This window comes from Aminobacter sp. Y103A (assembly GCF_030294925.1).
GTDB classification, from domain to species: Bacteria; Pseudomonadota; Alphaproteobacteria; order Rhizobiales; family Rhizobiaceae; genus Aminobacter; species Aminobacter ciceronei.
In genome coordinates this window covers 1,532,346-1,553,140 of sequence record NZ_AP017986.1, presented here as the reverse complement: position 1 = coordinate 1,553,140, position 20,795 = coordinate 1,532,346, and the positions used below count along the sequence as shown (strand labels likewise).

General features: G+C 65.0%; 24 protein-coding genes. 11 read left to right on the top strand and 13 right to left on the bottom strand.

Features of this window, described 5'->3' with window-relative positions; translation table 11 throughout:
- Positions 1-128 precede the first annotated feature (128 nt).
- Positions 129-311 carry a hypothetical protein gene (locus Amn_RS07485; RefSeq protein ID WP_154385352.1) on the top strand — a complete coding sequence of 61 codons (183 nt, stop codon included), beginning with the start codon at positions 129-131 and terminating at the stop codon, positions 309-311.
- A 29-nt stretch (positions 312-340) separates the two neighbouring features.
- Positions 341-727 carry a hypothetical protein gene (locus Amn_RS07480; protein ID WP_067965141.1) on the top strand — a complete coding sequence of 129 codons (387 nt, stop codon included), beginning with the start codon at positions 341-343 and terminating at the stop codon, positions 725-727.
- A 37-nt stretch (positions 728-764) separates the two neighbouring features.
- Here Amn_RS07480 and Amn_RS07475 read toward each other — a convergent pair whose 3' ends face one another.
- Positions 765-1,403: a DNA-3-methyladenine glycosylase I gene (locus Amn_RS07475; protein ID WP_286295907.1), complete on the bottom strand. Its 639-nt coding sequence runs from the start codon at positions 1,401-1,403 to the stop codon at positions 765-767.
- A 319-nt stretch (positions 1,404-1,722) separates the two neighbouring features.
- On the opposite strand from Amn_RS07475, the gene Amn_RS07470 reads away from it, so the two are divergent.
- Together Amn_RS07470 and Amn_RS07465 are read left to right on the top strand one after the other, a co-directional pair.
- Positions 1,723-2,502, top strand: a complete 780-nt coding sequence (locus Amn_RS07470; protein ID WP_154385349.1) for a L,D-transpeptidase — start codon at positions 1,723-1,725, stop codon at positions 2,500-2,502.
- 232 nt (positions 2,503-2,734) lie between these two features.
- The gene (locus tag Amn_RS07465; protein ID WP_067965145.1) at positions 2,735-3,658 is read left to right on the top strand and encodes a bifunctional 5,10-methylenetetrahydrofolate dehydrogenase/5,10-methenyltetrahydrofolate cyclohydrolase; all 924 of its coding nucleotides are present in this window, start codon (positions 2,735-2,737) and stop codon (positions 3,656-3,658) included.
- A gap of 42 nt (positions 3,659-3,700) precedes the next feature.
- On the opposite strand, the gene Amn_RS07460 is transcribed toward Amn_RS07465, so the two are convergent.
- From Amn_RS07460 to Amn_RS07420, 9 genes are all read right to left on the bottom strand, one after another.
- On the bottom strand, positions 3,701-4,501 hold the full coding sequence (locus tag Amn_RS07460; RefSeq protein ID WP_067967038.1) for a L,D-transpeptidase: 801 nt from the start codon (positions 4,499-4,501) through the stop codon (positions 3,701-3,703).
- A gap of 93 nt (positions 4,502-4,594) precedes the next feature.
- A complete protein-coding gene (locus Amn_RS07455; RefSeq protein WP_192318227.1) occupies positions 4,595-4,906 on the bottom strand; it encodes a putative quinol monooxygenase in 312 nt (103 codons plus the stop codon).
- 145 nt (positions 4,907-5,051) lie between these two features.
- Positions 5,052-6,377: a glycolate oxidase subunit GlcF gene (glcF, locus tag Amn_RS07450; protein ID WP_286295903.1), complete on the bottom strand. Its 1,326-nt coding sequence runs from the start codon at positions 6,375-6,377 to the stop codon at positions 5,052-5,054.
- 26 nt (positions 6,378-6,403) lie between these two features.
- A complete protein-coding gene (locus Amn_RS07445) occupies positions 6,404-6,781 on the bottom strand; it encodes a DUF4870 family protein (protein ID WP_067965150.1) in 378 nt (125 codons plus the stop codon).
- Positions 6,778-8,031, bottom strand: a complete 1,254-nt coding sequence (glcE, locus tag Amn_RS07440; RefSeq protein WP_286295899.1) for a glycolate oxidase subunit GlcE — start codon at positions 8,029-8,031, stop codon at positions 6,778-6,780. The genes Amn_RS07445 and glcE overlap by 4 nt, the downstream gene beginning before the upstream one ends.
- Positions 8,032-8,230: 199 nt before the next feature.
- Complete coding sequence (locus Amn_RS07435; protein WP_353622420.1) at positions 8,231-8,587, bottom strand: endonuclease domain-containing protein; 357 nt, start codon at positions 8,585-8,587, stop codon at positions 8,231-8,233.
- 151 nt (positions 8,588-8,738) lie between these two features.
- Complete coding sequence (locus Amn_RS07430; protein ID WP_286295895.1) at positions 8,739-9,317, bottom strand: ASCH domain-containing protein; 579 nt, start codon at positions 9,315-9,317, stop codon at positions 8,739-8,741.
- On the bottom strand, positions 9,317-10,813 hold the full coding sequence (locus Amn_RS07425) for an FAD-linked oxidase C-terminal domain-containing protein (protein WP_286295893.1): 1,497 nt from the start codon (positions 10,811-10,813) through the stop codon (positions 9,317-9,319). The genes Amn_RS07430 and Amn_RS07425 overlap by 1 nt, the downstream gene beginning before the upstream one ends.
- Before the next feature lie 169 nt (positions 10,814-10,982).
- Positions 10,983-12,305 carry a DUF3422 family protein gene (locus tag Amn_RS07420; RefSeq protein WP_067965160.1) on the bottom strand — a complete coding sequence of 441 codons (1,323 nt, stop codon included), beginning with the start codon at positions 12,303-12,305 and terminating at the stop codon, positions 10,983-10,985.
- 195 nt (positions 12,306-12,500) lie between these two features.
- Here Amn_RS07420 and Amn_RS07415 point away from each other — a divergent pair, with 195 nt between their 5' ends.
- Both Amn_RS07415 and Amn_RS07410 read left to right on the top strand, forming a co-directional pair.
- Positions 12,501-13,295, top strand: coding sequence for an FCD domain-containing protein (locus Amn_RS07415; RefSeq protein WP_067965161.1), 795 nt, complete (start codon positions 12,501-12,503; stop codon positions 13,293-13,295).
- Positions 13,292-14,032: a metallophosphoesterase family protein gene (locus tag Amn_RS07410; RefSeq protein ID WP_286295888.1), complete on the top strand. Its 741-nt coding sequence runs from the start codon at positions 13,292-13,294 to the stop codon at positions 14,030-14,032. The genes Amn_RS07415 and Amn_RS07410 overlap by 4 nt, the downstream gene beginning before the upstream one ends.
- Before the next feature lies 1 nt (position 14,033).
- Here the strand turns inward: Amn_RS07410 and Amn_RS07405 are convergent, their stop codons facing one another.
- Complete coding sequence (locus Amn_RS07405; protein ID WP_165915765.1) at positions 14,034-14,174, bottom strand: hypothetical protein; 141 nt, start codon at positions 14,172-14,174, stop codon at positions 14,034-14,036.
- Between the two features lie 285 nt (positions 14,175-14,459).
- Entirely contained in the window at positions 14,460-15,158 is a 699-nt protein-coding gene (locus Amn_RS07400; protein WP_286295886.1) for a type 1 glutamine amidotransferase, read from the bottom strand.
- 76 nt (positions 15,159-15,234) lie between these two features.
- Between Amn_RS07400 and Amn_RS07395 the strand changes: the two genes are divergently transcribed.
- The gene (locus Amn_RS07395; RefSeq protein ID WP_286295883.1) at positions 15,235-15,903 is read left to right on the top strand and encodes a hypothetical protein; all 669 of its coding nucleotides are present in this window, start codon (positions 15,235-15,237) and stop codon (positions 15,901-15,903) included.
- Between the two features lie 31 nt (positions 15,904-15,934).
- Complete coding sequence (locus tag Amn_RS07390; RefSeq protein WP_286295881.1) at positions 15,935-16,666, top strand: 16S rRNA (uracil(1498)-N(3))-methyltransferase; 732 nt, start codon at positions 15,935-15,937, stop codon at positions 16,664-16,666.
- Between the two features lie 3 nt (positions 16,667-16,669).
- On the opposite strand, the gene Amn_RS07385 is transcribed toward Amn_RS07390, so the two are convergent.
- Positions 16,670-17,578, bottom strand: a complete 909-nt coding sequence (locus Amn_RS07385) for an alpha/beta hydrolase family protein (protein ID WP_286295880.1) — start codon at positions 17,576-17,578, stop codon at positions 16,670-16,672.
- Between the two features lie 78 nt (positions 17,579-17,656).
- On the opposite strand from Amn_RS07385, the gene Amn_RS07380 reads away from it, so the two are divergent.
- The 3 genes from Amn_RS07380 (at position 17,657) to Amn_RS07370 (ending at position 20,782) form a co-directional block, all read left to right on the top strand.
- Complete coding sequence (locus Amn_RS07380; protein WP_154385394.1) at positions 17,657-18,253, top strand: TetR/AcrR family transcriptional regulator; 597 nt, start codon at positions 17,657-17,659, stop codon at positions 18,251-18,253.
- A 169-nt stretch (positions 18,254-18,422) separates the two neighbouring features.
- Entirely contained in the window at positions 18,423-19,796 is a 1,374-nt protein-coding gene (locus Amn_RS07375) for a glutamate--cysteine ligase (protein WP_182574780.1), read from the top strand.
- A 77-nt stretch (positions 19,797-19,873) separates the two neighbouring features.
- Positions 19,874-20,782 carry a DUF937 domain-containing protein gene (locus Amn_RS07370; protein WP_192318245.1) on the top strand — a complete coding sequence of 303 codons (909 nt, stop codon included), beginning with the start codon at positions 19,874-19,876 and terminating at the stop codon, positions 20,780-20,782.
- Positions 20,783-20,795 lie beyond the last annotated feature (13 nt).

Sequence of the window (20,795 nt, the reverse complement as noted above, 5' to 3'; positions counted from 1 at the left end):
GAAATGGGATGGAGCGGCAAGCGTTTGGCTTGCCACCGGCAAGCCGAAACATTTCCACAATTTGACCGACATCGTGCCGATACAGCTTGAAGCGACAAGGCGCAGCATTGAATGCCAGGACGAACACCATGCCCATGATCGCAGCAGAACTCGACAAGACCGCAACGCAGCCACTGCCGGCGCGGCGCGAACAAGCCGCCCCGAAGCGGGCGTCGTCGTTCGGGGATACGCTGCTTGCAGTGGGGCTCGTGCTCTATCCGGCGCTTACCGCCGTCGGTGCCATCGCAGCCGGCATGATGTTTTCCGCATAGGACCCTTATCGGTCCCGAAAGGCACTGCCATGCCACGGATCGTCTCAACCGCAGCGCTCTGCGCGCTGTCGCTTGCCGCAGGTCTTGCAACGGCCGCGGCCTGTTCACCCGGCGACCCCAGGCTCGCCGGACATTACTATCTCAACGGCGTCATGGAGGTCGGCTCCGAACTGCTGCTCCGGCCGAACGGAAGCTTCGAATTCATGCTCGCCTATGGCGCCAACGACCAATATGGCAAGGGCTGCTGGGTCAAGCGCGGCGCGACCGTCGAGGTCATCCCGGTCGGCCGGAGTGCGGCGTCGCGCCGCCACACACCCGACGACCGCGGTTTCGGCGGTCTGGTGCTGACGGTTTCCGGCCGGTCGCTGGTCTGGAACATCGCCGGCAGCGGCTACAAGGGCCGTTACGAGCGTTAGGTTCCTTCCCCCTTTTTGAAGAAGGAACAGTGCCCCCTTACCCCGGCCGCTTGAACGCCTTGCGCTCGGCTTCGATCTTGCCGCGGCACATGCAGCCTTCGATATGATCGTTGACCATGCCCATCGCCTGCATGAAGGCATAGACGGTGGTCGGGCCGACGAAGCTCCAGCCGCGCTTCTTCAATTCCTTGGAAATGCGTGTCGAGGTGGGCGTCGTCGGGTTGGCGATCAGCGTGGGATAGTCGACGACCTTGGGCCGCTCGTCCGGGCCGGGCTCGAACTTCCAGAACCACGCCGCGAGCGATCCGGCCTCATCGGCCAGTTCGCGAGCCCGTTTGGCATTGTTGATGGTCGAGACGATCTTGCCGCGATGGCGGACGATACCGGGATTGCCCAGCAACCGCTCGATGTCGGTTTCGCCATACTCGGCGACCGTGTCGAAGTCGAAGCCGGAAAATGCCTCGCGAAAGCTCTCGCGCTTGCGCAGGATGGTCAGCCATGACAGGCCGGACTGGAACCCTTCGAGGCAGATCTTTTCGAACAGCCTGACGTCGTTGACGACCGGACGGCCCCATTCATTGTCATGGTAGTGCAGATAATCGCGCAGCGTGCCCGGCCAGAAGCAGCGTGTCACCCCATCCGCGCCGACCATCAGGCCTGTCTTTTTCTCGTCCATGTCTATTCCGTTCGTTAACAGTCCAGTGCATGCCCCCGAAAATCGACAGCCGATTCTCGGAAAACAATCATGCACCAACCCAGAGTGTTACAGCGTCCTTTGCGCGTCCAAGAGGACGCGCGGCGCTCTAATCGCACACTGATTTACCGGTGGTTTACCAGACTCCTGAACCGGCCGGTAACCACACTGAAAGCTTTCCTGACAATCTCGCATTTTAGGCAACCCGATTCATGTTTCGGTGGGAAGGCCCGGACAACATGGCCCCGAAAAGGGAATGGGCCGTGCCCTGCCCCACTGACGATCGAGTTGAGAGCACGTCATGAGAAAACCTCTGATCCTTCTGGCATCGGCCGCCATGCTGGCCGAGCTTGTTTCGCCCGCACTGGCCTATGACCGCTACGCCGAGCGGCCGCCTGTCGTGGTGAGCCCCGACCTGTCGGCGCCCTGGGTACTGCAGCTCGGACGCAATCCCGGCGAGGTGATGCCCAGACAGCAGCGGCGCCAGCAGCGCGCCCAGGTCCAGGTCAGGCCGGCGGCACCGCGCGAGGCACCCCGCGCCGCCCAGCGCCAGAAGGTCCGTCCGGACGGCGTGCAGACGGCCGCCTTGCGCGCGCCGGAGAAGCGCAGCGTCAAGCCGCAGATCAACCCGATCTACCTGCCGCAGACTGTCGCCTATGACGGTGCCGAGAAAGCCGGCACCATCATCATCGATACGACGGAGAACTTCCTCTATCTCGTCGGGACCGACGGGCAGGCGCGGCGCTACGGCGTCGGCACCGGCAAGCCGGGCTTCGAGTGGTCGGGCACGCACAAGGTGACGTCGAAGCGCGAATGGCCGGAATGGCGGCCGCCGGCGGAGATGATCGCGCGCGAACGCGCCAAGGGCCGCGTGCTGCCGGCGATGATGACCGGCGGCCCGGAAAACCCGCTCGGCGCGCGCGCGCTCTATCTCGGCTCGACGCTCTACCGCATCCACGGCACCAACCAGCCATGGACGATCGGCGGGGCTGTGTCGTCGGGCTGCATCCGCATGCGCAACGAAGACGTCATGGATCTCTACGAGCGCGTCGCGGTCGGCACCACTGTTATCGTCAGGTAATCATCCAGTTACGGGGGCGGAGCCGGTCGCAAGGCCAGGCTCCCATGCAAAAGGGCAGCTCGGCGGAAGACCGGGCTGCCCTTTTCGCATTTGCGCGGCAGCGGCGGAATCTCATGCATTTTTCAGGAAAAATTGTTTAACATGGATAAAAATTGATCGGACCGGCCCTTTCCTTCATGAGCGCACCGAAGTATCCCGTTTCAAGCCGATGATGACCTGCGAAGGAAGACATATGCCGCCGCTCGACGACAACCGCTATCTCAAAGGCGGCCCCGTGGCCGCCCGCATCATCGCCGAAGTCCGCGCCGCCGCGCAGCAGGCGACAGACGAGGGTTTCCGCCCCAAGCTCGTTTCGATCACCGTCGGCGACGTCGCCGCTGTCGACGTCTATGTCCGCAACCAGCGCGCCAAGGCGGAGCTGGCCGGCATCGACTTCGAGGAAAGGCGGTTTCCTGCGGAGCTGACAGCAGGCGAGCTGGAAGCGGCGATCCATGGCATGAACGCCGACCCGCGCATCACCGGCATCATCATCCAGCGGCCGGTTCCGGCGCACATCCCGATCAAGGCGATCCAGGCGGCGGTGCATCCGCTGAAGGACGTCGAGGGCATGCACCCGGCTTCGATCGGCAACATCGTCTACAACCAGCTCGACCTGGCGCCCTGCACGGCCGCTGCCTCTGTAGAACTGCTGAAGGCCACCGGACTCGACCTCAAGGGCCTAGAGGTGGTGGTCGTCGGGCACTCGGAGATCGTCGGCAAGCCGATCGCCTTCCTGTTGATGAGCGAAGGCGCCACTGTGACCGTGTGCCATCACATGACACGCTCGCTGGCGGCCCACGCGCGCCGCGCCGACGCGCTATTTGTTGCCGTCGGCAAGCCCAGGCTGATCAAGGCCGACATGGTGAAGCCCGGGGCCGCAGTGATCGACATCGGCATCAATGCCGAGACGCTGCCCGATGGTTCGAGCCGCATCGTCGGCGACGTCGACACCGAAAGTGTCAAGGAAGTAGCGTCGTGGATCACGCCGGTGCCGGGCGGCGTCGGGCCGGTGACGGTGGCGATCCTGCTGCGCAACACCATGGTGGCGCTCAACCGCCAGCGCGCCGTCTATCGCGCCACGTTCGGAACCGCCGAGGCAACGCTGGCCGCCGAATAGGGTGTGTACCGGCTCAGGCCGGCGCGCTCCACCCTGCGGGCGCTAGAGCCGCCAGCTGTCCTGCTGGATCGGCTGCTGCGCCACCGGATTGGCGACCATCTGCAGCCCATTGGTGACGACGATCGGCGTACCGTCAGGCACGCGGCCGTAGAGGTCGATGACGTCCTGGTTGATCAGGCGGACGCAGCCCGACGATACCGACTTGCCGATCGATGCCCATTCGGGCGAGCCGTGCAGGCGATAGAGCGTGTCCTTGCCATCCTGGAAGATGTAGAGCGCGCGCGCGCCGAGCGGGTTCTGCACGCCTGGCTGCATGCCGCCTTCCCACTCGTTCTTGCCCGGGATCTGGCGGGCGCGGTACTTTTCTAGCTCGGGCTGGCGGTCGATCATCTCGTTTGGCGGGAACCAGCGCGGCCAGGTCTGCTTCCATTCGATGACGCCGCGGCCGGCCCATTCGAAACCGGCACGTCCAAGGCCGACGCCGTAGCGGATCGCCTCGCCATTGTCGGCGACGACATAGAGGAAATGGCCGGCCGTATCGATGACCACCGTTCCCGGCGCTTCGCCGGTCGGATCGGTGACGACCTGGCGGTAGTAGCGCGGATCGATCTTCTTGAACGGCACGCCCGGAATGTCATAGCCGTTGTCGTTGACCGGCGCGTACATCATCTCGGGGTCGGCGAATGACGGGTCGTTGCGCATTGTCGGCGGCGGCGGCGCGGCAGGGAAAGCCGGCACCGATGCCGCCCGCTGGCTGCTCGTGGTCGAACAGGCCGAAAGCACGGCCGAAGCTGCGCCGGTTGCGGCCAAGGCCAGCAATCGGCGGCGGGTGAATGTCGACATAGAAGCTTCCAATGCGATTTCGATCTGCTGCAACGCACGGAGCATTCGCACGTTCCACCCGCTGAGTTCAATCCCGGGCGACGCCTGGTCTGGTCAACTCTGGTTGTAGTCGCTGCGCATTGGCTGCCACATCGAGATGTCGCGCGGCGCCGCCAGTAGTTCGTCCAGTGCCGCGTGCCACTCCTCGCGATAGGGCCGATTGAGCTGCACATCCAGCACATCCTGATGATCGGCCCATGTTTCGTGCAGCAGGAACCGGTTTTCGTCGGCTGGATCGCCATGCAGCGTCGCGCTGACGAACATCGGCTCATGGCGCATGGCGTCGAGCACGCCATTGATCAGCCTGAGATAGCGGCTGCGCTGTTCGGGGCGGACGTTGAAGCCGATGATGTAGGTGACGCTCATTTCCAGTTTCCTCTGAATTGTCCGGCAAGACGCCGTTCGCATGGCGAGGAAATTGCCAGAGCGGCGCGCAGCTTCAATGACCTCAGAGGTAATAGATTCGATTTCCTGCGTGGCGGGCCGGCCACTGCTCACTCGGGCGCGGTGCTCACCCAGCCGCTGCCAGGCTCGGCTCGGGCAGCCCGGCGGGCTTTTCGCCGCCATAGGCCCAGTCGAGCAGCTTCACCGTGTGGACGACGGGCATGCTCGCGGCGGAAGCGATCTGGGTGATGCAGCCGATATTGCCGGTGGCGACGAGCGCCGCCCCGGTTGCCTCGATGTTCCTGACCTTGCGCTCGCGCAGCTTTGCCGAGATCTCCGGCTGCATGATGTTGTAGGTGCCGGCCGAGCCGCAGCACAGGTGGCCCTCGCGCGGTTCCTTGACGACGAAGCCTGCGCGGGCAAGCAAATCCTTCGGCTGGCGGGTGATCTTCTGGCCGTGCTGCATCGAGCAGGCCGAATGATAGGCGACCGTCAGGCCGGGTTTGCGGGCCGGTTCGGGAAGATCGAGGGTAACAAGATATTCGGTGATGTCCTTGGCCAGTGCCGACACCCGCGCCGCCTTGTCGGCATAGGCCGGATCGAGGCGGAGCATGAAGCCGTAGTCCTTGATCGTGGTGCCGCAGCCGGAGGCGGTGATGACGATGGCGTCGAGCCCGCCATTCTCGATCTCGCGGGTCCAGGCATCGACATTCTGCCTGGCCTGATCGAGCGCTGCCTGCTCGCGGCCCATGTGATGGACGAGCGCGCCGCAGCAGCCCTCGCCCCTGGGCACCACGACCTCGATGCCGAGCCGGTTGAGCAGCGATACTGTCGCCTCGTTGATGCCGGGTTCGAGCACCGGCTGGGCGCAGCCGGTGAGGATGGCGACGCGTCCGCGCCTTGTCGTCTTCGGCGCGTGCACACCCGGTTTTTCCAGCGCCGACGTCGCCGGCACCACGGCAGGCGCGAGGCGGAGCATGGCGGCCACGGGTTTCAGCGCCGCCACTTTGTCGAAGGCACCGGCGAAGGGCCGGCCGAGCTTAGCCAGCCTGAGTGCTGCGCGGAAGCGGCCGCGATGCGGCAGTATGAACGCCAGCAGTGACCGCGTCAGCCGGTTGGCCAGCGGGCGCCTGTAGGTCTTTTCGATATGGGCGCGGGCGTGGTCGACAAGATGCATGTAGTTTACGCCGGAGGGGCATGTGGTCATGCAGGCAAGGCACGACAGGCAGCGGTCGATATGGGTGACGATCTCCTTGTCGGCCGCGCGCCCATTCTCCAGCATGTCCTTGATCAGGTAGATTCTTCCCCGCGGGCTGTCCAACTCGTTGCCCAGGGTGACGTAGGTCGGGCAGGTCGCCGTGCAGAAGCCGCAATGCACGCATTTGCGCAGGATCTTTTCCGATTCCTGGACATGCGGATCGGCAAGCTGGGCTGCGGTGAAATTGGTCTGCACGGCGTTATCGCACTCTTCTCAATTGGCTAGATCAGCCAGCTTTCGGGGTTCTTGATCGGCTCGCCGCGTCCCAGCGCCTGCAGTCCCATGATGCAGCGGACGATGAACCAGACGGCGACCGCAAACATCAGGATGAAGCCGATGAAGACCATCATCAGCACGAAGGACACGAGCGCATAGAGCAGGCCGATCCAGAAGGTGCGGATCAGCCAGGTGTAGTGGCTCTCGACAAAACCGCCTGCCTTGCCCCGGTTCATGTAGGCCAGGACGATGCCGACGATGCCGCTGATGCCGATGACCAGGCCGGCAAGATAGAGGATGTAGATGACCTGGACATTGGTCGGGCCCGGATCGAGCCAGCGGTCGGTCTGGCGCGGGGTGAAGTTGGGCTGTGGATCGCTCATGGCATGGCTCCCTCTGTGGCAGCCGCCAAGCTAGCAGAGTCTGGGGAATGCACCATGCGGCCCGGATTGAGGATCGCCTTCGGGTCGAACTCGGCCTTGAGGCGGGCTGAGAGTGCCGCCAGCGCAGCCGGCTGTGGCTCGAAGACTGCCACGGAGGCGCGCCAGGCGGGCGTGGCACGGACCAAAGTGGCATGACCGCCACCGAACTGCCTGATCAGGCCGCGCAGCAGATCCGCCTCCGGCTCGCCTTCCATGCTGAGCCAGACGAGGCCGCCCTGCCAGTCATAGAAGGCATCACACGCCGCCTGCATGCGCAGCGCCAGCACCATGTGGTGGGCGTTGGCGGGCGGCATCGAGACGCGCCAGACAGGTTTGTCGCTGCCGTCGACGAAGGGCCTGACATCGCGGACATCACGCCAGAGTGCGCGCGAGGCATCCTCTGCGACCTCCTCCAGTGGGCCGGCATTGCCGAGCATCTGCCTGAGCTGGCCGAGGCGATAGGCAACCGAAGGGCCGAAACCCTCGACCCGCAACAAGGTTGCCGGGTCGCCGCCGAGCTTGCCATCAAGCACGCGTGCCGCCATGCGCTCGGGCAAGTGCGCCGCAGACGAAACCTCGGCACTAGAGCCCATGGCGATCGACATGGCGGCAGCGGCGTTGTCGTCGAGCAGGCCACGAACAATCAGCGTGGTCTCGGCCTCGGCCGCAGGCAGCACCTTGAAGGTAACGTCGGTCGCGACCGCCAGCGTGCCCCAGGAGCCGGCCATGGCCTTGGACAGATCGTAGCCGGTGACGTTCTTGACCACGCGGCCACCCGACTTGAAGGCCTCGCCGCGTCCTGAGACGGCGTGGATACCGAGAATATGGTCGCGGGCAGCCCCCGCCTTGAGCCGGCGCGGCCCGGCGAGATTGGCTGCCAGCACGCCACCGATGGTGCCCCGTCCCGGCACCTGCCCCAGCAGCGGGCCATAGTCCATGGGCTCGAAATCGAAGCGCTGGCCGTTGTCGGCGAGCAGCTTCTCGATCTCGGCCAGGGGCGTGCCCGCCCTGGCCGACAGCACCAGTTCGGCCGGCTCGTAGAGCGTGACGCCGGTGAGCTTCGAGAGATCCAAAGTATGCTCGGCCTGCTGCGGCCTGCCGATGGCTCGCTTGGAGCCATGGCCAACGATTTCGAGCGGCGCCGCTTCGGCGGCGGCCCATTGGACGGCGGAAAGGATGTCGGCTGATGTGGCGGGGGTGAAGGTGGTCATGGTGTGCGTGTCGCCCCTCTCCGCCTCGCTGCGCTCGGCACCTCTCCCCAGAGGGGCGAGGAAACTAGATACTGCAATGTCGCGCCACGTATCGGCTCGACAGCTTGAACCGGCGTCGAAACTGGCGATGCTGCAAGGCTTGGCTTCCTCGCCCTTTTGGGGAGAGGTGCCGAGCGCAGCGAGGCGGAGAGGGGTCCGATCATAGAACGTCTTCCGCTTCCGGTCGCGCCAGGACGAACCTGAGATCCGCTACCGCAACGCCCTCATTCAGCTGTCCGGCCAGGACTGCAAGGATCGTTGAGCAGACGCTCGCCCTTGCCTTCACCGCATCCGCGCTGGAGAAGCGCAGAACCGAATAGCCCTGCCCTCGCATGAACTCGTCACGCTGGCGATCGTAATCGCTGTCTGTGTGCTGCGAACCGTCGAGTTCTACGACGAGCTTTGCGGTTCGACAGGCGAAGTCGGCGAAGTACGGCCCCAGCGGCATCTGGCGAACAAAGTTGTGGCCGCCCAGGCGCTTGGCCTTGAGCTCGTCCCATAGCAACGCCTCGGCCATGTTGTCGCCATGCCTGAGGGCACGAGCACGGCGCTTTGTCTCGTCTAGTCGGCGACGGGTCGCGTGCGTCATCGCCCCTCTCCACCTCGCTGCGCTCGGCACCTCTCCCCAGAGGGGCGAGGAAGCCATGCTGGAAAAGCCCTCACCGCGATCACAACCGATGCTCCCGCAGCTTTTCGAGGGCTGCCGCGCCACGCGGGGACAGGCGGTAGCCGATGTCGAGGCTCTCGGTCAGGCCGAGTTCCTTGAGCTTGCGCACGTCCTGCTTGAATTTCAGCTTCTCGACGCCGAGGCGTTCGGCAAGAGTGGCGGCTGCCACCTCGGGGCATTGGCCGATGAGGCGGAGGATCGAGGGGAAATAGCCTGGTAAAGTGCTGTCCCATTTGGCGAAGCGGGCAGCGAGTGCGTGCCAGTCGGCATCGCTGAGGTCGGCCGCCTTGCGCAGCGCCAGCCTGTTGTCCGGCTCGATGCCGTCAAAGGCGATGCGATAGAGGGTGCCGTCAGCGCGCAGGTCGTCGATCAGGGCAGCACGATCGGCGTAGCCGGCGGCGCGGGCGTGGCCGTCGGAGATGGTCGCTTCGTCAACATGCTCGACCGCGCCGATGCGGACGACGCCGATCGCCGTGCGCAAGCCGGTGCCAGCCTTGACGGTAGGCTTCTGCCAACGGCGGAAGGCGAGTGTGATGTCGCCGCGCCTGATGCCTTCGAGGGTCGCCTGCTTCAAAAGCATCAGAACCTCGGAATGTCGGGAAAGGCCACCTGCCCGCGGTGGACATGCATGCGGCCAAGCTCGGCGCAGCGGCGCAGCTGCGGGAACACCTTTCCCGGGTTGAGCAGGTGGTTGGGGTCGAAGGCGCATTTGACCCGCATCTGCTGGTCGAGGTCGATGTCGTTGAACATCTCCGGCATCAAGTCGCGCTTTTCGACGCCGACGCCATGCTCGCCGGTCAGCACGCCGCCGACTTTGACGCAGAGGCGAAGGATGTCGGCGCCGAAGGCCTCGGCCTTTTCGAGCTCGCCCGGCTTGTTGGCATCGTAGAGAATCAGCGGGTGCAGATTGCCGTCGCCGGCGTGAAAGACGTTGGCGACGCCGAGGCCATATTGCTCGGACAGCTCGCGCATGCCGGCCAGCACGCGCGGCAGTTCCTTGCGCGGGATGGTGCCGTCCATGCAGTAATAGTCGGGCGAAATGCGGCCGACAGCGGGGAATGCCGCCTTGCGACCGGCCCAGAAGGTCAGCCGCTCCTGCTCCGACTGCGAGATGCGGCAGGTGGTGGCGCCGTTGCGGTTGGCGATCGCTTCGACCAGGCCGATCAGGTGGTCGACCTCGACGGCGGGTCCGTCCAGTTCGACGATCAAAAGCGCCTCGGATTCGAGCGGATAGCCGGCATGAACAAAATCTTCGGCGGCGCGGATTGCCGGGCCATCCATCATTTCCATGCCGCCGGGGATGATGCCGGCGCCGATGATGTCGGCGACGCATTGGCCGCCCTCTTCGCTTGAGGGAAAACCGATCAGCAGCGCGCGTGCCGTCTCGGGCTTCTTGAGGATGCGGACGGTGACCTCGGTGACGACGCCGAGCAGTCCCTCCGAACCGGTCATGACGCCGAGCAGGTCGTAGCCCTCGGCGTCAAGATGCTTGCCGCCGAGGCGCACGACCTCGCCGTTCATCAGCACCATCTCGATGCCGAGCACATTGTTGGCGGTAAGTCCGTATTTCAGGCAGTGCACGCCGCCCGAATTCTCGGCGACATTGCCACCGATGGAACAGGCGATCTGCGACGATGGATCGGGGGCGTAGTAGAAGCCGTCGAGTTCCACTGATGTGGTGATGCCGAGATTGGTGACACCGGGTTGGGCTGTGACGGTGCGGTTGGGATAGTCGATCTCGAGGATGCGGTTGAAGCGGCTCATCACCAGCAGAACCGCGTCTTCCAGCGGCAGCGCGCCGCCCGACAGCGAGGTGCCGGAACCGCGCGGCACGACGCGGATGTTGCGCTCGTTGCAGTATTTGAGCAGGCGCGACACCTGGGCGACCGTCTCTGGCAGCACCACGACCAGCGGCAATTGGCGGTAGGCGGTCAGCCCGTCGCTTTCGAAGGCGCGCATCTCGTTGATCGTCTCGACCACACCCTCGCCCGGCACGATGATGCGCATGTCGGCGACGATCTCGGCGCGGCGGGCAAGCGTTGCCGCATCGGGCTTGGGCATCATTATGCCGGACATCGGTCACCTCGGTCGACAACTGGTAAAAAGCTTTTACCAGTTGGTGCCGATGCATGCAAATCGGAAGAAAGTCGTTAGCCGGGAGGCGCAGGCGCGCGGCGTTCGCAGCGTCAATCTGCCGCTGGCCTTACCTTTCGCTATGGCTCTGGGCGCTTGCCGCCGGGCGCGGCTACTCGCCCGCGTGCAGCTTGGATTCGCTGTGGGCGCGGCGGACGCGACGGACACCCCACCAGACGAGCAGGACGGCGAGCGGGACCGCGGCGGCGGTGACGATCTCGGGCGCAAAGGCGTGGTCGATGGCCGAGGCGCCCTTGGCGATGTAGCCGACGAGGCCGACGACATAATAGGAGACGGCGGCGACCGACAGGCCCTCGACCGTCTGCTGCAGGCGCAGTTGCAGGCGGGCGCGGTTGTTCATCGAGGCCAGCAGGTCGCGATTCTGCTTCTCGACCTCGACATCGACCCAGGTGCGCAAGAGTGTGGTGGCGCGGGTGAGCTTACGCGACAGGTTGGCCTGGCGCTCCTCGACCGAACGGCAGGTGCGCATGGCGGGTGCGACGCGGCGCTTGAGGAAACCGGCCCAGGTGTCGTAGCCGGTGACGACCTCCTCCTCGAGCGCTTCGAGGCGCTCGCGGACGATGCCGTCATAGGCCTTGCTGGCGCCGAAGCGGTAGAGGCTCGAAGCGGCATCCGCCTCGAGCTCGGCGGCGAGTTCGGTGAGGTCGGCGAGCAGCGCCTGGCTGTCGCGCGTCTCGGTCGCCTTCATTTCGCGGGTTGCCTGGGCAAGCCGGTCCTCGATGCGACGGACGCGGCCGGACAGCGACAGCGCCATCGGCAGGCCGAGCATCGCCAGCGTGCGGTAGGTCTCGATGTCGATCAGGCGCTGCGACAGCGCACCGGTCCGCGCCGGCGTCAGGCCACGGTCGAGGATGAGGATGCGGGTCATGCCGTCGCCGTCCTGGCGGAAATCGGTGACGATGCCGGCGGCGCCTCCTTCGACAAGCGAGTAGCACAGGCTGGTCGGATCGAAGGTGGCGATCAGCTTTCCGTTGGCCGGCGTCCACTTGCGGATCTCCAGCCGGATGCCCGAGATGACCGTGCCGGGCGGGCTGAAACCGTTGCCGAAGGGCGACTCTTCGTGTGAGCGGTCGCCTTCGTCGAGCGGACCTTCCCACAGATAGGTCGAGAACTCGGTGTGGCGCTCCCAGCGCAACGTGCCCTGCCCCCACTTCATGGCGTGGTGGCGCGCCTGGCGGTCGGGTGCGGCGATGCCGAGGCGCCGGGACAGCTCAGACAGCACGGCATGGTCGACAGCGGATCCGCCCTCGGTCATGAAGGACAACTGGACCAGCACGCGCGGGCTTTCGACAAGTGGATGCGGCCGCGAATGGACCTCGCCAAGCGCACCGGGACGCCCCTCATGGGCCGGAAAGCCCAGGACGCTGCCGGTCGAACGCGGCAGGAACTCCAGTGATGACGGCTCGGCTGTCACTTCAGGCTCCCTTGATGCCAGACCTCCTGCCTCTAGGTAAGTTTGCCGCCAGTGGCAAACGCCAACTTCAGGGGTAGCTGATACTGTGCCTCACAGGGCACCAAGCTGGGAACCGCTGGACTGGATAAATAATTTGACCAGTCGGGGGGCGCGCTCCTATCCTTGCGGACAGGACAGAGCTTCCGGACAGCAGCATTGAGCGACATTTTTTCCAGGATCGAGCATTCGCGCACGGCTGACGAGGTGGTGCAGCAGATCGAAAGCCTGATCCTCGAAGGTGTGCTGCGCGCCGGCGACAGGCTGCCGGGCGAGCGCGAGATGGCCAAGCAGTTCGACGTTTCCAGGCCGATCCTGCGCGATGCGCTGAAGACGCTCGAAGCGCGCGGGCTGATGGTGACGCGTCATGGCGGCGGCACCTATGTCGCCGACGTGATCGGCGAAGTGTTTTCCAAGCCTGTCATGGAGCTGATCGTCAACCACCGCAAGGCAGCAGCCGACTATCTCGAATATCGCCGCGAGATCGAGGGGCTGGCCGCCGAATATGCGGCGCAGCGGGCGACGGCGGAGGACCTCGCCTTGCTCGACGGCATCGTGGCGCGGATGGAGGCGGCGCATAGGCGCGCCGACCCGGCGGAAGAAGGCGCGATCGACGTCGAGTTCCATCATGCTGTCGGCGAATGCGCCCACAACATCATCCTGCTGCACACATTGCGCTCGTGCTACAGGCTGCTGTCGGATGGCGTGTTCACCAACCGCCTGGTGGTGTTCACCGTCAGCGGCACGCGCGACGTGCTGCTCGAGCAGCACAAGGCGATCCATCGCGCGGTCGTCGCTGGCGATCCCGCTGCGGCGCGCAAGGCGGCGATGGACCACATCACCTATCTGGAGCGTGCCATGGCCGAGGCCGAGCGCAGCGGCGACTGGCAGCGCATCTCACGGCTCAGGCTCCGTCAGCGCACCGACAGCACCGAAACGAGCAGAAAGTCGTGACTGGAATACATTACCTCGACGCCCGCGGCCCGGACGGTATCCGCATCTACGCCATCGGCGACATTCACGGCCATCTCGACCTGTTGCGCGACATGCATGAGCGCATTGCCGGCGAGATCGCGCGCGACAAGCCGGCGGACTGGCGCATCGTCCATCTCGGTGACCTCGTTGACCGTGGGCCAGACAGCGCTGGCGTGATCGGGCTCCTGATGGCAGCTGTTGAGCGCGACCCGCGCAACATCGTGCTGGCAGGAAATCACGACGTCGGCTTCCTCGATTTCCTCACCGAGCCGGACCCGGCCGGCCTGTTCGCCTGCCATGGTGGTCGCGACACCGCCCGGTCATATGGCGTGGATCTGCATGTCGACTACGCCTCCTCGCTCGCGCGAGGCCATCGCGAACTGGCGGCGGCTGTGCCGGACGGCCACCAACGCTTCCTGCGCGCCCTGCCCCGGTCGGCGTCGTTCGGCGATTTCTTCTTCTGCCACGCCGGCATTCGCCCTGGTGTCGCCCTGGATCGGCAGGATCCGGAGGACCTCATCTGGATCCGCAACGAATTCCTGCGTCATCCCGGGCTGCACCCGAAGGTCGTCGTGCACGGGCACACACCGCAGGCGGAGCCCGAAGTGCTGGCCAACCGTGTCAATGTCGACACCGGCGTGTTCCACTCAGGCGTATTGACCGCGCTCGTCATCGACGGCTCGGAAAAGCGACTGATGTCGGTGCGAATGGCCTGACTTAGCGGGCGGCTGCGGTGACGCCGTAGCCGTCGACCGCATGATGGTCGGCCGCGGCATCCGCGGCATAAATCCCGAAGCCGCCGAGCACGATTGCCGACAGCATGGCGAAGGACAGAAGCGCTGCTTTCAAGGGAGTCATCTCAGGTTGAGCTTCCTGCATCCTGCACGAACGGAGTTACGAATAAGTTTCCGAAAAGTTTATGCTTCACCGCAGTCGCGCAGCATCACGGCCGTGCTTCTAGGGTGGTTCTGTATCGGGCTTGTGTCGCGCTGCACTCGGAGATGGTTCATTCGCGATACCATCGCCAGCTGGCGCCGGGCTGTCTTTAGAAAGGCTTCCGGGCACAATCCAGCAGGCATATGACTATGCACAGCGGTTTTTGTCCGACGTGCCAAAAATGTCACTGGACCGGCGTTGCCGCCGTCAGATGGCGGCGACCCAGGCGCGGGCCAGCGTCAGGCCGACCGCATCGGCTTCGGGACCGTCGCGGGCGGCTTCGACCTCGTGCCGTTCGGGCCAGTCGGGGTGGCGGCTGGCGATGGTCTCGGCAAAAGCCTCGTTCCATTCACGCACCAGCGACCGGTCGGCCTCGAAATGGAACTGGATGCCATAACCGGCGCGACCGATGCGGAAAGCCTGGTTGCCGGTGACCGAACTGCCGGCGAGCCGCACCGCATCCTCCGGCAAGGTGAAGGTGTCGTCGTGCCACTGGAAGATCGGGAAACGCAGGGGCAGGTCGCTGAAGACGAGATCGTCCTGGGCCTCGTCGGTCAAGGCAATGCCGTGCCAGCCGAATTCGGTCGAGCCGCCGATCCGGTTGTGACCGCCGAAGGCACGCGCCAGGAGTTGGCCGCCGAGGCAGATGCCGAGCACGGCCTTGTCCCGTTCGACGAAGTCGCGCGCCAGTTCGAGCAGTTCGGGAAAATAAGGCGAATGCGCATCGTCACGGGCATTCTGGCCGCCGCCGAGCATGATCATCGCGTCATGGCCGTCGGCGTTCGCGGGCAAGGCATCGCCAAGATGGGCGTTGCACTGGTCGATCGTGGCCTCGACTTCGGCAAGGGCATCGCCAACCTGACCAAGGCCGGTGCCTGCATAATTCTGGACAACGAGGACGCGCATCTCGGCCTTTCCGGCGGTGACAAAGTTGCGGCGAGCCCTATCATGCGGCTTGCCACGCAGCCAAGAAGGATCGGCTATGCCACTGCAGAACCGCGTCGACCCTTTCGGCGAGATCCACGCCACGCCGGAGCGCGGCATGTTCACCGGCAATCGCGGCATCATCCACGACCCCGAAACAAGGAGCTTGCTCAGCCGGCGCTGGGCGACCAAGGCGTGGCTCACCTGCGCGCTCGACTTCAAGAACGTGCGCCGGGTGCCGATGGGGCGCAATCGTCCCGGCGGCAAGACCGGCTGGACCGAGCTGTTCTTTCTCGACGAGGTGACGGCGCTGGCCGCCGGGCACAGGCCCTGCTTCTATTGCCGGCGCCAGCGCGCCAAGGCCTTTGCCGCAGCCTATTCCAGCGCCTTTGGCACCGACGATCCGAAGGTCGGCGAGATGGATGGGCGACTTCACCGGGAGCGGCTGGCTTCGGGTGGCCAGCCGGTCGAGCTGGACCGGCATGGGCTGCACCTGTTGCCCAACGGGGCGATGTTTTCGGACGGCGCTTCAGACTATGCCGTGCGCGGCGGCAAGGCGCTGCGCTGGAGCTTTGGCGGCTACGATGCGGCACTCGGCTTCGATGAGATTGCCGACACCGACATGTGCATCGTCACGCCGGCGACGACGCTGGAGGTGCTGCGCCAGGGTTATTCCCCGGAATGGCACCCGAGCGCCGAGCGGCTTTCGGCAGAAGCTGTCCCTTGACCCTAGCCGCCGCCTACCGCATTGCTCGGCCATGCGCGCAAACTACAAGATGCAACGGCTGTTCGTGGCTGATGACCTCGCTTCCGGCGCGGCCTTCGACGCCGATCCGCAGCAGAGCCACTATCTTGCCCATGTGCTTCGCCTCGGCGAAGGCGCTGAGGTATTGCTGTTCAATGGCCGCGACGGCGAGTGGTCGGCACGGATAGTCGGCAAGACCAAGAAGGCGGTGCGGCTCGAGGTTCTCGAGATCCAGCGGCCGCAGCCAGTGCATCCCGACCTGGTCTACTGCTTTGCGCCGCTCAAGGTCGGCCGGCTCGATTATCTCGTGCAGAAGGCCGTCGAGATGGGCGCCGGCACGATGGTGCCCGTCATCACCCAGCACACGCAGATGAAGCCAGGCATCGACCGCCTGCGGGCGAACGCCGTGGAAGCCGCCGAACAATGTGGCATCCTGGCCATACCCGAGGTGCGCGAGGCGGTGAAGCTGGAGCAGCTGCTCTCAGGCTGGGACAAGGAACGGCGGCTGATCTTCTGCGACGAGGACGCTTCGACCAACAACCCCATGGCTGCGCTTCGGAGCATCCAAGAGCGCAAGCTCGCACTGCTGGTCGGGCCGGAGGGCGGCTTCTCCGACGACGAGCGCCGCATGCTGCGCGCCTTGCCCTTTGTCACGGCCATTCCGCTGGGGCCGCGCATCCTGCGCGCCGACACGGCGGCGGTGGCGGCCCTTGCCGTCATCCAGGCAACGATCGGCGACTGGTAGTCGTCAGAGAACCTTGCCCGGCCATGGGTTGATGCCGTCGCGCAGCCACAAAAGCGTGTCGAGCCAGAAATCAGGCGCGTGGCGGCTATGGAACAGGCCGAAATGGCCGATCGCCGGCCGATCGAAATCTCCAGGCGACAGCAGTAGCTGGGTCGGCTTCGCCCCGGTGTAATAGCCGAGCGCACGTCTGATGGCCTGCGGCGTGCCTATCTCGTCGTCGGTAAGGCCAACGGCCAGGATGGGCGCGGAAATCGAAGCAAAGCGACGGAGGACATCGCCTCGTTCCGCCTCGGGGTGACTCAGCTCGATGCGCGCACCACGAAAGCTCCACTCGTTGGCGACCCCTTTGGGCAGATCCTCCAGCCAGCCGAGCCGCTTGCCAGGGAAGTAACCGCAGAGGGCCGTGATGACGGGCATGGCCACATGCCATTTGAGAAACAGCCTCGGGCGGTGGGCGACGGCATAGTCGCGCCAATAGGCATATTGCGCACCAACGGTGAGCATGCGGGTGATGCCGGTTGCGGACTCGGCCAGACCCGGCAAGGCGCCACCGATGCTGTGCCCAACCACCATCAAGGGCGCGCCTGGATCGAGGCGCCTGGCCAGACGCAGCACCGCTTCGAAATCGCATTCGCCCCAGTCGCGCCAGCGATGGCCGCAACCGCGCAGGCGCGTCATGCGCGAAGCACCGATGCCGCGATAGTCATAGGTGACGACGTCGAAGCCGCGACCGGCGAGAAACATGGCATAGCGATGATAGTAGCTGGCAAGCACGCCGGTCGCCGGATTGACGATGACGGTCCCGGCCTTGTCGCCTCGCGCGTGCGGCCAGATGTGGCCACGCAGCACGACGCCATCGGCGCAGACGACCTCGATCGCTCTGGGCTCACTCACCAAAACCGCAATCGACATGGTGGACCTCGCTTTCCGCCCTTCAGCGCTAGCGAATTCGTCTTTTCATTTACACTCACTAGTCGGTATACTTTGGTGATGAGGACCTCAGGGAAGCCAACGCGCGAGCGCATCGTCGATGCGGCATCGAAGCTGTTTTATGGCGAGGGCATCCGTGCCGTCAGCGTCGATGCCGTGGCCGAGAAGTCGGGCCTCACCAAGCGCACGCTCTATTATCACTTCCAGAGCAAGGACGAGTTGATCGCTGCCTATCTCGACGGCCGCGACCAACCCAATCTGGCGCTGTTCCAGCGCTGGTTCGGCGAGGCCGAGGGCGGGATCGATCAGAAGATTCGGGCGATCTTCCAAAACCTCGCCGAGGCCGCGCGGCATCCCAGATGGAAGGGCTGCGGCTATCTGCGCACGGCGGCAGAACTGGCCGACATGCCCGGACACCCGGCGATCAAGACCGGGATCGCGCACAAGAAGCGCGTCGAGGTCTGGCTGGCCAGCGCCTTCGCCGCCGAGGGCGTCCGCTCGCCGGAGCTTTTGGCGCGCCAGATCATTCTGTTGCTGGACGGCTGTTTTGCCGTCGTCCTGCTCAACCGCGACGCCTCCTATATGGAAACGGCCGGGGAAGCAGCGGCGACGCTGGTGAAATCAGCGTTAGCCCAAACCGGTCGCGAAAACCGCTGATTTGGGACGTGCAGTCCGCAACCGGATAATTCCAAGCATCAACATTTCACTATCGCCACCCGAAACGATCAATTCCTGTTGACGAAGGCTCAGGATTTTTCGCTTGATCGGCGAGCGCTGGATCGTCCATCAAGCGCCCGCGGTCCTTCCGCCTTCAGGAGAAGCATACATGGCGCGCGACACCACCGATTTCCGGCCTATCGAGGGGATGGACGAACTCGTCGACTATCTCGCAGCCGGCAACAAGCCGCGCGACAAGTGGCGGATCGGCACCGAGCACGAGAAATTCCCGTTCTATATCGACGGCAACGCACCGGTTCCCTATGGCGGCGATCGCGGCATCCGCGCGCTGCTCGAAGGCATGCAGAAGACGCTTGGCTGGGATCCGATCATCGATGCCGGGCGCATCATCGGCCTCGTCGAGCCGACCGGCCAGGGCGCGATCTCGCTCGAGCCGGGCGGACAGTTCGAGCTTTCCGGCGCGCCGCTGGAGACGATCCACCAGACCTGTCGCGAGGGCAACGCCCATCTGGCGCAATTGCGCGAAATCGCCGAGCCGCTCGGCATCCGCTTCCTCGGCCTCGGCGGCAGCCCGAAATGGACGCTGGCCGAAACGCCGCGCATGCCGAAATCGCGCTACGACATCATGACCGCCTACATGCCGAAGGTCGGCACCAAGGGCCTCGACATGATGTACCGGACCTGCACCATCCAGGTGAATCTCGACTTCGAGAGCGAAGCCGACATGCGTCGCAAGATGCAGGTGTCGCTCAAGCTGCAGCCGCTGTCGACGGCGCTGTTCGCCAACTCGCCCTTCACCGACGGCCGTCCCAACGGCATGCAGAGCTGGCGCGGCGACATCTGGCGCGACACCGACAATCAGCGCTCCGGCCTGCTCGAATTCTGCTTCTCGCCCGAGTTCGGCTTTGCCGACTATGTCGAATGGGCGCTCGACGTGCCGATGTATTTCGTCATTCGTGACGAGCAGTACCGCGACATGACCCACATCACCTTCCGCCAGTTCATGAATGGCGCGGCGCGCAACGAGATCCCCCAGGGCATGCCGACGATGGGCGACTGGGCCAACCACCTGTCGACCTTGTTCCCTGACGTGCGCCTCAAGCGCTTCCTCGAAATGCGCGGCGCCGATGGCGGCCCGTGGCGCCGCATCTGCGCCCTTCCCGCTTTCTGGGTCGGGCTTCTCTACGATCCGGCAACGCTCGATGCCGCCGAAGAACTCACCCGCAACTGGACCTACGCCGAAGTTCTGGCGATGCGCGACGCCGTGCCCGAGCAAGGCATTGCGGCACCGTTCCGCAACGCCACTTTGCGCGAGATCGGCCGTGAAGTGCTGGCGCTGTCGCGCCAGGGGCTGGTCAACCGCGGCCGCAAGAACCGCGAAGGTGTCGACGAATCCGGCTTCATCAACACGCTCGACGAGGTGATCGCGCGTGGCACGACGAGTGCGGAGGAAATGCTCAACGCCTACAACACGCGCTGGGGCGGTTCGATCGAGCCTGCATTCCTGGAATACGCCTACTAGGGGTTCCGATAACCCCTTCAATAGGCGCTGGAAACGCTCTACGTTTCTCCTCGGCTCAAGCTCCTGAGGAGGAAAAAATGCTGCCACTGTTCGAGATGCTGGCCAATGCCCAGAACGGCAACGGCATGGAGGCGCTGTCGCGCCAGTTCGGGCTGAGCCAGCAGCAGACACAATCGGCGATCGAAGCGCTGATGCCGGCATTCAGCCAGGGGCTGAAGCGCAATGCCTCCGACCCCTATGGCTTGGGTTCCTTCCTGCAGGCGATGGCGAGCGGCCAGCATGCCAAATATTTCGAGGACGCATCCCGCGCCTTCTCGCCCCAGGGCGTCGATGAAGGCAACGGCATCCTCGGTCACCTGTTCGGCTCCAAGGAGCTGTCGCGTGCGGTCGCCGGCCAGGCGGCGCAGGCGACCGGAATCGGCCAGGAGGTGCTCAAGCAGATGCTGCCTGTCATCGCCTCGATGATCATGGGCGGACTGTTCAAGCAGTCGACCGGGCAGATGCAGGCGGCGAGCGGCATGGGCGGCAGCAACAACCCGCTCGGCGAGATCATCGAGCAGATGATGAGGCAGGGTGGCGGCATGATGGGCGGCGGGCAGCAGCCTCGCCAGGCGCCGCAGCAGACCCAGGCGCCCGATCCCTTCGACAACCCGTTCGGCAAGGTGCTGAAAGACATGTTCGGCGGCGGCCAGGGTCAGCCGCAACCATCGCCGCGCCAGCAGGCGCCGCAGCAGAGCCCCTATGGCGACAACCCGCTCGGCAAGATCTTCGAGGAGATGCTGGGCGGAGGCCGCGCCCAGCCGGACCCGCAACCACAGGCGCGACAGCCGCAGCCGCAGGCCAATCCGAGCGGCCGGCCGCGCAATCCCTATGACGACCTGTTCGGCAAGATGTTCGAAACCGGCAGCCAGCAGCGCGACGACTACCAGAAGGGCGTCGAGTCGATCTTCGAGCAGTTCAGCAAGGGCATGGACAGGTATCGCTGAGCTAAGGCCTGAC